Below are 11,226 nucleotides of genomic sequence, written 5' to 3'. Positions count from 1 at the left end.
GGCGACGGCAGGCCGGGGTTCAAAAGGACGGCGTGCAGCGGCGGCAGGCGCGGCTCGTCGCTCAGGTCGTCGCCCCGGCCCGTGGCCCAGGCCGGGCGGGCGCGCAGGCACATGGGGCCGTCCGCCCCGACCACGCCCGCGACGGCTTCCAGCGCCGCCTCGTCCAGATCGAGGTCCAACAGTTGCGCCGCCAACCGGATGGCCGTGCCCGCATCCGCCGAGCCGCCGCCCAGACCCGCCGCGATGGGCAGCTGCTTGTCCAGGGTCACGGCCACCGGCGGCGCGCCGATCCCGGCGGCCTCGCCCAGCGCCCGCAACCCCCGCAGGATCAGATTGTCGCCCTCGCCCGCCAGCGCCCCGCCGAACGGGCCGGTCACGCTCAACGACAGGGCGTCGGCCCGCGTGACCGTCACGCCGTCGCCCACGTCGGCGAAGGCGACCAGACTGGCCAGCGGGTGATAGCCGTCGGCCGCCACCGGCCCGACGTGCAGGAAGAGGTTGATCTTGGCGGGCGCCAGGCCGGTCAGCGTCACCGGATCAGTCCGCGACGCCCGCGCCCGTGTCGTCGGTCGGTTCCTGCCCCAGCTTGTCGCGCAGCTTGGCCTCGACCTCGGCCTTGCGCTCGGCCTCCACCTCCAGGGTCAGGACGCGGTTCCACTGGAAGCCCGCCTCGCGCTGGCGGCCCACGGCCCAGTAGGCGTCGCCCAGGTGGTCGTTGATCTCGGCGTTGGCCGGCTCCTTGGCCACGGCCTGTTCCAGGGTCTCGACCGCCGCCTCGAACTGGCCCCGGCGATACTGAGCCCAGCCCAGGGAGTCCTGGATGTTGCCGTCCGACGGATCGGCGGCGAAGGCGCGGGCGATCATCTCGGCCCCCTCCTCGACCCGCGTGCCGCTGTCGACCCAGAGGTAGCCGAGGTAGTTCAGCACGGTCGGATTGTTCGGCTGCTTCTGCAGGGCGGCCCACAGCTCGGCCTCGGCTTCCGGCTTCCGGTTCAGCGCCTCATAGGCAGCGCCGCGCAGGAAGTTCACCTCGAAGCCCTGCTCGGCCACGTTGAGCAGCGGCCCGTTCAGGACCGTCAGCGCCTCATCGAAGCGTTTCATCTGCACCAGCTGACCGGCCAGCAGATAGGCGACGGCCGCCTCGTTCGGGCGCGCGTCGACGGCGCGGCGCAGTTCGGCCAGGGCGGCGTCGGACTGGCCGTCCTTTTCCAGACTGAGGGCGCTCTGCACGCGGGCGGCAGCGAAGACCTCGGGATCGCGGTCGCTGACAGCGGTCAGGGCGGCGCGGGCCGCGGCCTCCAGCTCGCCCTCCTGCAGGGTCTGGCCGATCATCAGCCGGGTCTGGTCGTCGGGATCGAGGTTCAGGGCGAGGCGCAGATAGACCACGCCGAACTCCAGCGCGCGCTGGGCGATGATCTGATCGGCGGCGGTTCGCAGCGCCAGGGCCGCACCCTGACGCCAGGTTGGGGCGGCCGGCGCACGCCCCTTGGCCAGCACCCGCTCGCGCGCCAGCCGCGTGGCGCGGTCGGTTGAGCCGGCGGTGACGGCGGCGTCATACTGGGCCAGGGCCAGGTCGCGCTTGCCGCGCCGCTCCAGAAACTCGCCATACGGCAGACGGAACAGGCGCGAGGCTAGGGCGTGGCTGGTCAGGTCGCGCCATTCGGCGTCGGCCTCGTCATAGCGGCGGCGCAGTTCCAGCAGCCGGGCGCGATTGCCGCGCGCCACCAGGGTGCTGACGGCGTCCAGACCCTCCGGCGGCTGGGCCAGCGCCCGATCCCAGTCACCCGCTGCGGCGGCGATCCATGGCTGGACATAGAGGCCGGCACGGTCGTGCGGCGCACCGATGGGGGCGGCCTTCAGCATGGCGTCGGCGCGGCGCGCGTCGCCATGAACGAAGGTCTGCACCGCCGCGACCAGACGACCGGCCTGAACGATGACGGGCGAGACCCCCTCCCCCTCGGGCGCGATCCGCCCGGCGACGTCGAGGTCGCCCGCCAGAAGCGAAGCGGTGAAGGCCTGTTCGCGGACACGCGGCTGTTCCGGCGTCAGCGTCTCGACTCGCGCCAGATAGTCGGCGCCCGCAACGGCTTCGCCGCTGGTCAGGGCGTTGCGGCCTGCCAGGTAGTGACCGTAGGCGCTGCGCCCCTCCGCATCGGTCGGGATCGGCGACCACTCGGCCGGGATCGGCGCGACCACAGGTTCCTCGGGCGCGTCGGGGATGGCGATTTCGGGGTCCTGCTCCTCGCCCCCCGCCTCAGCCGCCGCTTCGGCCACGCCTTCAACCGGAGCAGGCGCCTCCTGCGCCTCCTGCGCCAGGGACGGCGCGGCCAGGCCCAGCGCGATCAGCGAGGCGGCGGCGAACAGGGCGGAGCGGCGGAAGGCGAAGCGCATGGGCGGACCCTTCACGCTTTCCCTCCCGCCCGCAAGAGGCGGAAACGCCTCGACTTACATGTTCGGATAGTTGGGGCCGCCGCCGCCTTCCGGCGTGGTCCAGACGATGTTCTGCGACGGGTCCTTGATGTCGCAGGTTTTGCAGTGGACGCAGTTCTGGGCGTTGATCTGGAAGCGCGGGTTCTGGCCCTGCTCGTCGGTCAGCACCTCGTAGACGCCCGCCGGGCAATAGAGCCGCGCCGGTTCGCCGTACTTGGGCAGGTTGACGTTGATCGGCACGCTTGGGTCCAGCAGCTTCAGGTGGGCCGGCTGGTCCTCGGCGTGGTTGGTGTTCGAGATGAAGACGCTCGACAGCTTGTCGAACGACAGCTTGCCGTCCGGTTTGGGATAGGTGATCGGCTTGTGCTTCGACGCCGGTTCGGTCGAGGCCGCGTCCGTCTTGGTGTGCTTCATGGTGCCGAAGACCGAGAAGCCGCCCGTCAGGTGGTTGACCCACAAGTCGAACATCCCGACCGCCCCGCCCATCATGGTGCCCAGCTTGGACAGCATGGGCTTGGCGTTGCGGACGACCTTCAGCTCCTTGTAGACCCACGACGCCTTGTAGGCCTCTTCGTAGGCTTCCAGCACGTCGCCCTCGCGGCCAGCGATCACAGCCTCATAGGCGGCGTCGGCGGCCATCATGCCGGTCTTCATGGCGTTGTGGCTGCCCTTGATGCGCGGCACGTTCACGAAGCCCGCCGAGCAGCCGATCAGGGCGCCGCCGGGGAAGGCCAGCTTGGGCACCGACTGGAAGCCGCCCTCGGTGATGGCGCGGGCGCCGTAGGAGACGCGCGTGCCGCCCTCCAGATGCTCGGCGATGGCCGGGTGGTGCTTGAACTGCTGGAACTCGTCGAAGGGCGACAGATACGGGTTCTTGTAGTTCAGGTGCACCACGAAGCCGACCGACACGTAACGATCGCCGAAGTGATAGAGGAAGGATCCGCCGCCCGTCTTGTCGTCCAGCGGCCAGCCGGTCGTGTGCTGGACCAGGCCGGGCTGGTGCTTGTCGGCCGGGATCTGCCACAGCTCCTTCAGGCCGATGCCGAACTTCTGCGGGTCCGAGTTCGCCGTCAGGTCGTGGCGGGCCATGATGGTCTTGGCCAGCGAGCCGCGCACGCCCTCGGCGATGAAGACATACTTGCCGTGCAGTTCCAGACCGGGCTGGAAGTCGCCGGTCGGCTTGCCCTCGCGATCGATGCCGAAGACGCCGGCGACGACGCCCTTCACCCGGCCAGTGGGCTCATCCCAGACCACGTGGCTGGCGGCCATGCCGGGATAGACCTCGACCCCCAGGGCCTCGGCCTGTTCGGCCAGCCAGCGCGCCACATTGCCCAGCGAGGCGATGTAGCAGCCGTGGTTGTGCATGAAGGGCGGCATGGCGAACATCGGCAGCGAGGCCTGCCCCTGCGGCCCCAGCACCAGGAACTTGTCCGTCTTGACCGGAGTCTCCAGCGGCGCGCCGCGTTCCTTCCAGTCGGGGAAGAGCTCGTTCAGGGCCTTGGGATCGATCACCGCGCCCGACAGGATGTGGCCGCCGATCTCGGCCGACTTCTCCAGAACGGCGACGGAAATCTCCTTTCCGTCCTTCTCGGCGCGCTGCTTCAGGCGGATGGCGGCGGACAGGCCGGCGGGGCCGCCGCCGACGATGACGACATCATACTCCATGACTTCGCGCTCGACGCCTTCCAGCGCCTCCAGCGGCGGGAGCTTGTCGATGACGGCTTCCTGCCAGGCGTTGATCGCGCCGCCTTCGATCGCTTGCTCAGCCATCTTCCCCTGAATCCTCGTTATCGTCGTGGTTATCCGTCTTATCATGAGGTGACGCAGCGGCGGTCAAGGCTTATCCCTGTCATCGAATGACGCCCCAGCCCCTCGACACCGCCGCAACCGAAGCCCTGCTCGCCTTCTGGCGCGATGCGGGGGTGGACGCCTGCTATCTGGATGCGCCGGTCGACCGCACGGTCTTCGTCGCGCCGCCGGTGGCTCAGACGGTGCAGCGGGCCACCGCCTCGATCACCGCCATCCATGGTTCTCGCCACGGAGGCCTGTCCGGCGCGGACGCCGTGGGCGAGGCGCGCCGCCTGGCCGCGGCCGCCACGACGCTGGATGAGTTGGCCCAGGCCATCGTCGCCTTCGAGGGCTGCCCCTTGCGGGCCATGGGCGCCAAACAGGCCGTGTTCGCGCGCGGCAATCCGCAGGGATCGTTCCTGCTGATCGGCGAAGCCCCCGGCGAGGTCGAGGACGCTCGCGGCGAACCCTTCGTCGGACAGGCGGGGCAATTGCTGGACCGCATGCTGGCGGCGGCGGGTCTGGCGGATCAGGCCTTCATCACCAACACCGTCTTCTGGAAGACCCCGGGCGGACGCCCGCCGACGCCCCAGGAACAGGCCGCCTGCGCCCCCTTCCTCGAGCGAGCCTTGGCCCTGATCCAGCCGAAAGCCGTGCTTCTGGTCGGAGCGGCGGCGGCGAAGTCGGTGCTGAACACCGAGGAAGGCCTGATGAAAATTCGCGGCCAGTGGCGCGAATGGCGGCCAGCCGAGGGCGGGATTTCGGCCCCCGCCCCGACTCCAGCCCTAGCCACCCTGCACCCCGCCTTCCTGCTGCGTCAGCCCCAGGCGAAACGGGTCGCCTGGGCGGACATTCTGTCGCTGGCCGCGCGTCTCGACACGGCCAAGGTTGAGCCGAACGCCTGATTCAGGCATGGTTACCGGCTGACGACCAGTCCACAGAGCGCTGACAATCCCGACCTGAGACGGGAGCCGCGCCGATGAAGGGGGCCGCCGCGTATGCGTCATTTCCGTTGCGCGACCCTCGCGCCCCTGTTCGCTGCTGCGCTCTGCGCCACGGTTGCGCCTGCTGCTCTGGCTGCCGAAAGCGGGGCTGCTGTCGACGGAAGCGAGGCCTATGTCGCGAACGACTCGGACCGCACACCCACGGCCCTAAGCAGCGAGGACCGCCTCAGCTACACCACCGCCTTCGACGCCCTGCGCCGTGGCGATCTGGAGCTGGCCCGCAGCTCCGCGCGTCAGGCGCGCGACCGCGTCCTGCTGGGCCAGGTCGAGTTCGAACGCCTGTTCCACCCCACCCACGTCGCCACCTATGACGAACTGGCGGCCTGGCTGGAGACCTATTCCGACCTGCCGATGGCGCAGCGGGTCTATACCCTGGCCATGCGCCGCCTCCCCGACGGCGCGGCCGAGCCGAAACGCCCCGGCAATCTGCTGGAACGCACCTGGGCCAGCGTCACCGGGGCCAGCGCCAACGACGGCGGCGTCACCGATCCGGCCAAGGCGGCGCGCGTGGCGCTGAACAACGACGATCTGGCGAGCGCCTATCGCCTGGGCGCCGAAATGGGCGACTGGTGGAGCGCGGGCCTCGCCGCCTGGCGGCTGCACGAATACTCCGACGCCTTCCGCGCCTTCGAGCGCGTGGCCGAAGACCCGACCGAGGACCCCTGGGTCCGTGCCGGGGCCGCCTTCTGGACCGCCCGCGCCGCCGCCCAGTCGGGCCGTCAGGACAAGGTGGCCGAGCATCTGCGCAAGGCCGCGCGCTGGCCCGCCACCTTCTATGGCCAGGTCGCCTTGCGCCAACTGGGCGAAGAGCCGGTCATCGAGAACATGGGACCACGCGCCTATGGCGCGACGCTGCAACGCGCCGCCTTCGCGCCCGAGCCGACCGGCGTGGACGCCCGCGAACTGAACGCCTTCATCCGCTCGGACGAGACGGCGCGGCGCACCGTGGCCCTTTACGAAGTCGGTCGCCGCAACGAGGCCGAGGAAGCCGCCCGCACCGGCATGCGCAGCGCCGACGGCGACGCCGCCCGTCGCCTTTGGGCCGGCCTTTATCGCACCGTCGCCCCGAACCGTGCGGCGCAGTCTGAGGTCAGCCGCATCGACGCGACCCGCTATCCCATGCCGGTGCTGGAGCCCGAGGGCGGCTTCACCATCGAGAAGGCGCTCGTTTACGCCATCGCGCGCAAGGAAACGGACTTCAACGCCGGCGCCCGGTCCAGCGCCGGCGCCTATGGCATGATGCAGGTCATGCCGGCGACCGCCGCCTATATGACCGGGGATCAGGACTATGTCCGCAGCCCCGAGCGGCTGTATGTCCCGGCGACCAATCTGAAGCTGGGTCAGGACTATGTGAACCGCCTGTTCCAGATCGAGTCCTTCCAGGGCGATCTGCTGAAGGCCGTGGCCTCCTACAACGCCGGGCCGGGACCGATGCTGGCGGCGGTGCGCAAGCTGGGGCCGGACGCCGATCCCCTGCTGCTGATCGAGACCATCGACGTGCCGCAGGCCCGCGAATACGTGGAAAAGGTCGTGGCGGCCTACTGGATCTATCAGCGGATGCTGGGCGCGCCGTTGAACACGCTGGACGCTGTGGCGTCGGGCGCCAAGGCCGTGCCGATCCGTCTGGACTATGTGGCGCCGCCGCCTGTGCTCCAGCCCGCGCCCATGCAGGTGGCCGAGGCCGTGACCGGCGGCGGTTCGCGCTAGATCCTTCTCAGACCACGCTGGACAGCAGCATGGCCCAGACGAAGGCGAAGGCCAGAGCGGCGAGGAAATAGCCGCGCGCCGTCCGACCCCAGTTGGTGTTCTTGCTGATCGTGCGCATCATCCGCCCCCACGGCTTCACGCCGTGAGCGCAGATTGTAACATCACTCGTTAACCGCCGGTTTTCGGCCGAGGTTAAGCCGCGTTAGCCAGGGCCTGCTCGCCCCAGGCGATGAAGTCGGGCTGGGCCAGCAGGGCGTCGACATAGGTGCGCGCCACGCCGTCCGTGTCGCCGTGGGCCGCCAGGTCGATCTGGAAATGGCGAATCCGCGCCGCCACCGGGGTGAAGAAGGCGTCGGCGATCGACCACTCGCCGTAGAGGTATTCGCCGCCGGCGCCGAAGCGGGCGCGGGCCTCGCGGAAGATCTGCACCAGACGGCGGATGTCGGCGGCCGTGTCCTCTCCCTTCGGCGGCGGGCTGCGGTCGGGGCCGACCATCGAATGATCCGGCGCCATGGCGCATTCGGTGCGCAGGGCCATGAAGCCCGAATGCATCTCGCAGGTCACCGACCGGGCCTGCCAGCGCGCATGGGCGTCGGCGGGCCACAGCCGGGCCTCGGGATAGCGTTCGGCGCACCAGACCGAGATCGACAGACTGTCCCAGATGGTCTCGCCGTCGACCTTCAGCACCGGCACCCGACCGGCGGGCGAATGCAGCGCGATCTGCGCGGCCGTGTCGGGCCGATTCAAACGGATGACCGTCTCGACGAAGTCCGCGCCGCAGCGCTTCAGCACCAGCCAGGGCCGCAACGACCAGGTGGAATAGAGCTTGTCGCCGATCACCAGTTCCATGGCCGAATCTCCTGTCATGCTGTCGCTCCTCAATGACTGGACGAGAGCTTCAGCACAACCAGACCCGAGACGATCAGCACCACGCCGCCGATCCGCATCGGCGTCAGGGCCTCGCCCAGCACCATGACGCCGACCAGGAAGGCGCCGACCGCGCCGATGCCGGTCCAGATGGCGTAGGCCGTGCCCAGCGGCAGGGTCTTCATCGCCATCGACAGCAGGCCGAAGCTGACGATCATGAAGGCGATGGTGCCGATGGTCGGCCAGGGTTTGCTGAACCCGTCCGACGCCTTCATCAGAAAGGCCCAGACGACTTCGAGGACGCCGGCGAGAAGAAGGAAAATCCAGGCCATGACGCTACTCCCTTGCATGGCGAGCCGGGTCGTCCCGGCGGTCATGCCCAAGAAGGGAGAGGTCGTCCTCTGAGGCCCCTATCTGGGACAAGATGGCCCGAAGTCAATGGCGCACCTTGACTCCCCGCCCCTCCCGAACGACACGACCGGTCCATGATCACGCGCTATACCCGCCCCGAAGCCGTCGCCATCTGGTCGCAAGAGACCAAGTACAAGATCTGGTTCGAGATCGAGGCCCACGCGGCCACCAAGATGGCCGAACTGGGGGTGATCCCGCAGGACGCCGCCGACGCCATCTGGGCCAAGGGCAAGGACGCGACCTTCGACGCCGACCGCATCGACGAGATCGAACGCACCACCAAGCACGACGTCATCGCCTTCCTGACCCATGTGTCGGAAATCGTCGGCGAGGAAGCCCGCTTCCTGCACCAGGGCATGACCTCCTCCGACGTGCTGGACACCTGCTTCGCGGTGCAGCTGGCCCGCTCGACCGACCTGCTGCTGGGCGGCGTCGATCGCGTCCTGGCCGCGCTGGAAGTCCGCGCCAAGGAACACAAATACACCCCGACCGTCGGCCGCTCGCATGGCATCCACGCCGAGCCCGTGACCTTCGGCCTGAAGCTGGCCGGCTATCACGCCGAGTTCCAGCGCGCCAAGCGCCGCCTGATCGCCGCCCGTGAAGAGATCGCCACCTGCGCCATCTCGGGCGCCGTCGGCACCTTCGCCAACGTCGATCCAGCCGTTGAACAATACGTCGCCGACCAGATGGGTCTGGCCGTCGAGCCCGTCTCGACCCAGGTCATCCCGCGCGACCGCCACGCCGCCTACTTCGCCGCGCTGGGCGTCGTCGCCTCCTCGATCGAGCGTCTGGCCGTCGAAATCCGCCACCTGCAGCGCACGGAAGTCCTCGAAGCCGAGGAGTTCTTCGACAAGGGTCAGAAGGGCTCGTCGGCCATGCCGCACAAGCGCAACCCGATCCTGACCGAAAACCTGACCGGCCTGGCCCGTCTGGTCCGCTCGGCCGTCGTTCCCGCCATGGAGAACGTCGCCCTGTGGCACGAGCGCGACATCAGCCACTCGTCGGTCGAGCGCGGCATCGGCCCCGACGCCACGGTCCATCTGGACTTCGCCCTGCACCGTCTGGCGGGCGTGATGGAACGCCTGAACGTCTATCCCGAGAACATGCAGAAGAACATCGACCGCCTGGGCGGTCTGGTGCACTCGCAACGGGTCATGCTGGCCCTGACCCAGGCCGGCGTGTCGCGTGAGGACGCCTATGCGGCGGTTCAGGAGAACGCCATGAAGGTCTGGCGCGGCGAAGGCGCCTTCCTCGACTTCCTCAAGGCCGACGCCCGCGTCACCCTGCCCCACGACCAGTTGGAAGCCCTGTTCGACCTCGGCTACCACACCAAGAACGTCGACGTGGTGTTCAAGCGCGTGTTCGGCGAGGGCTGAGCATGTGGTGGGTGATGGCGGTGCTGTTGGCAGCTCAAGCCGCTGAGTCGCAAGCCACGGCGCCGCCACGCGCCAACCCTACGTTCCGCATCGACCAACAAGCTGCCGCAAGGTGCGCTGCGCGCAACAGAGGCCCTCGCGAAGTGAGGGCTACCATGCGTTGCCGGGTTGGTTTCGCTGGCAAGCTAATCGATTGCGAACCAATGGACGCCGAGTTGTCGCGAGCCGATCTTGAGGCGTTACGCTGCGCCGCCGAAGCCTACCGCATCACGCCTGCGCCAGACCGTTCCGAAAACGGCACCGTCCAGATACCTCTCTCCATTTCTGCAGATTAGAGGCGTGACCGCCAAGCGCGCCTTCGATCCCGTCGTCGATGCTGGCACCCGCATCCTGATCCTTGGCAGCCTGCCGGGCGAGGCTTCGCTGGCCGTCAGCCAGTATTACGCTCATCCCAGGAACGCCTTCTGGCGGTTGATGGGCGACCTGCTGGATCAGCCGGACCTGTATGAGCGCGCCTACGCCGACCGGCTGACGGCGCTCAGGGCGCGGGGCGTCGGCCTGTGGGACACGGTGGCCGAGGCTGAGCGGATCGGCAGTCTGGACACGGCCATTCGCCTGCCCGTCCACGCCGACCTGCCCGGTCTGGCCGCCGCCCTGCCGAATCTTCAGGCCATCGCCTTCAACGGCGGCAAGGCGGCGCAACTGGGCCGTCGCATCCTGGCGGGATCGGCGATCACGACCGAACTGATAGACCTGCCCTCCTCCAGCCCCGCTCACGCCCGCCCGTTCGCGGAAAAACAGCAGCAATGGTCGGTGCTTGCCCCCTATCTGGGCTGAACAGCGACGCAGAACCGATCACGGACCGCGCCGGAAAATTTGAACGACGACGCATCCTTTTGCGGCCCTGAGCCGTAGTTCTCCCCGACGCCGCGCCCCCAACCGAGCGGACGTCGATGGAGAGCCCCATGAAAATCACCCGAACCGCCGCCCTCGCCACCGTATCGGCCGCCGCCCTGCTGGCCCTCGCCGCCTGCGGCGACAATCAGCGCAAGGTCGAAAAGGCCCCGGCCGAGGCCGTGCCGTCCGAATCCGCGGCCATGGCCCCCGTCTCGACGGCGCCGATGGTCGGCGGCGTGGCCATGAGCCCGACCGACAACATCGTCGCCAACGCCTCCAAGGCCCCGAACCTGACCACCCTGGTCGCCGCGGTTCAGGCGGCCGGCCTGGCCGCGACCCTGCAAGGGACCGGCCCCTTCACCGTCTTCGCGCCCGACAACGCCGCCTTCGAGAAGATCCCGGCCGCCACGCGCGACGGCTGGATGCAGCCGGCCCAGAAGGCCGCCCTGACCAAGGTTCTGACCTATCACGTCGTTCCCGGCCGCATGAACGCCGCCGACATCGCCGCCGAGGCCCAGAAGAGCGGCGGCACGGCGACCCTGACCACGGTTCAGGGCGAAAAGCTGATGATCAAGGACGCTGGCGGCGGCAAGTGGCAGATCACCGACGCCAAGGGCGGAACCTCGACCATCACCCAGGCCGACGTCGGCCAGTCGAACGGCGTGGTCCACGTCATCGACACGGTGCTGATGCCCAAGTAGCGTCCGCGAGAACGAAAGAAGGGCCGCGACCTTGCCGGTCGCGGC

The 11,226-nt window shown here is 69.0% G+C and carries 10 protein-coding genes; 5 read left to right on the top strand and 5 right to left on the bottom strand.

Annotation, left to right across the window (positions count from 1 at the left end; all coding sequences use genetic code 11):
• The 3 genes from ACREEF_RS07445 to ACREEF_RS07435 all read right to left on the bottom strand — a co-directional run.
• Positions 1 to 533: 4-(cytidine 5'-diphospho)-2-C-methyl-D-erythritol kinase (locus tag ACREEF_RS07445; protein WP_431564957.1), on the bottom strand; the 533-nt coding region annotated here is incomplete at its 3' end.
• 4 nt (positions 534 to 537) lie between these two features.
• Entirely contained in the window at positions 538 to 2,406 is a 1,869-nt protein-coding gene (locus ACREEF_RS07440; RefSeq protein ID WP_431564956.1) for a tetratricopeptide repeat protein, read from the bottom strand.
• 39 nt (positions 2,407 to 2,445) lie between these two features.
• Positions 2,446 to 4,095 carry an electron transfer flavoprotein-ubiquinone oxidoreductase gene (locus ACREEF_RS07435; RefSeq protein ID WP_431564960.1) on the bottom strand — a complete coding sequence of 550 codons (1,650 nt, stop codon included), beginning with the start codon at positions 4,093 to 4,095 and terminating at the stop codon, positions 2,446 to 2,448.
• A 191-nt stretch (positions 4,096 to 4,286) separates the two neighbouring features.
• Here ACREEF_RS07435 and ACREEF_RS07430 point away from each other — a divergent pair, with 191 nt between their 5' ends.
• Together ACREEF_RS07430 and ACREEF_RS07425 are read left to right on the top strand one after the other, a co-directional pair.
• Positions 4,287 to 5,123: a uracil-DNA glycosylase gene (locus tag ACREEF_RS07430; RefSeq protein WP_431564955.1), complete on the top strand. Its 837-nt coding sequence runs from the start codon at positions 4,287 to 4,289 to the stop codon at positions 5,121 to 5,123.
• Positions 5,124 to 5,216: 93 nt separating this feature from the next.
• Positions 5,217 to 6,929 carry a lytic transglycosylase domain-containing protein gene (locus ACREEF_RS07425; RefSeq protein WP_431564954.1) on the top strand — a complete coding sequence of 571 codons (1,713 nt, stop codon included), beginning with the start codon at positions 5,217 to 5,219 and terminating at the stop codon, positions 6,927 to 6,929.
• Positions 6,930 to 7,121: 192 nt separating this feature from the next.
• Here ACREEF_RS07425 and ACREEF_RS07420 read toward each other — a convergent pair whose 3' ends face one another.
• Positions 7,122 to 7,796, bottom strand: a complete 675-nt coding sequence (locus tag ACREEF_RS07420; RefSeq protein WP_431564953.1) for a glutathione S-transferase family protein — start codon at positions 7,794 to 7,796, stop codon at positions 7,122 to 7,124.
• An 11-nt stretch (positions 7,797 to 7,807) separates the two neighbouring features.
• On the bottom strand, positions 7,808 to 8,128 hold the full coding sequence (locus ACREEF_RS07415) for a DMT family transporter (protein WP_431564952.1): 321 nt from the start codon (positions 8,126 to 8,128) through the stop codon (positions 7,808 to 7,810).
• A gap of 153 nt (positions 8,129 to 8,281) precedes the next feature.
• Between ACREEF_RS07415 and purB the strand changes: the two genes are divergently transcribed.
• From purB to ACREEF_RS07400, 3 genes are all read left to right on the top strand, one after another.
• Complete coding sequence (purB, locus tag ACREEF_RS07410) at positions 8,282 to 9,583, top strand: adenylosuccinate lyase (RefSeq protein WP_431564951.1); 1,302 nt, start codon at positions 8,282 to 8,284, stop codon at positions 9,581 to 9,583.
• Between the two features lie 339 nt (positions 9,584 to 9,922).
• The gene (locus tag ACREEF_RS07405; RefSeq protein WP_431564950.1) at positions 9,923 to 10,420 is read left to right on the top strand and encodes a DNA-deoxyinosine glycosylase; all 498 of its coding nucleotides are present in this window, start codon (positions 9,923 to 9,925) and stop codon (positions 10,418 to 10,420) included.
• Between the two features lie 128 nt (positions 10,421 to 10,548).
• Positions 10,549 to 11,181, top strand: coding sequence for a fasciclin domain-containing protein (locus tag ACREEF_RS07400; RefSeq protein ID WP_431564949.1), 633 nt, complete (start codon positions 10,549 to 10,551; stop codon positions 11,179 to 11,181).
• Positions 11,182 to 11,226: the final 45 nt, after the last annotated feature.

Origin of the sequence: Brevundimonas sp. (genome assembly GCF_050729455.1) — a bacterium.
Lineage (GTDB): Bacteria > Pseudomonadota > Alphaproteobacteria > Caulobacterales > Caulobacteraceae > Brevundimonas.
The sequence above is the reverse complement of the archived record's forward strand: the minus strand, read 5'-3'. Positions and strand labels throughout refer to the sequence as shown.

Bases quoted from the DNA above. Each gene is read 5' to 3' on its own strand.
- ACREEF_RS07435 (WP_431564960.1), bottom strand. From the start codon at position 4,095: ATGGAGTATGATGTCGTCATCGTCGGCGGCGGCCCCGCCGGCCTGTCC.
- ACREEF_RS07430 (WP_431564955.1), top strand. From the start codon at position 4,287: ATGACGCCCCAGCCCCTCGACACCGCCGCAACCGAAGCCCTGCTCGCC.
- ACREEF_RS07425 (WP_431564954.1), top strand. From the start codon at position 5,217: ATGCGTCATTTCCGTTGCGCGACCCTCGCGCCCCTGTTCGCTGCTGCG.
- ACREEF_RS07420 (WP_431564953.1), bottom strand. From the start codon at position 7,796: ATGACAGGAGATTCGGCCATGGAACTGGTGATCGGCGACAAGCTCTAT.
- ACREEF_RS07415 (WP_431564952.1), bottom strand. From the start codon at position 8,128: ATGGCCTGGATTTTCCTTCTTCTCGCCGGCGTCCTCGAAGTCGTCTGG.
- purB (WP_431564951.1), top strand. From the start codon at position 8,282: ATGATCACGCGCTATACCCGCCCCGAAGCCGTCGCCATCTGGTCGCAA.
- ACREEF_RS07400 (WP_431564949.1), top strand. From the start codon at position 10,549: ATGAAAATCACCCGAACCGCCGCCCTCGCCACCGTATCGGCCGCCGCC.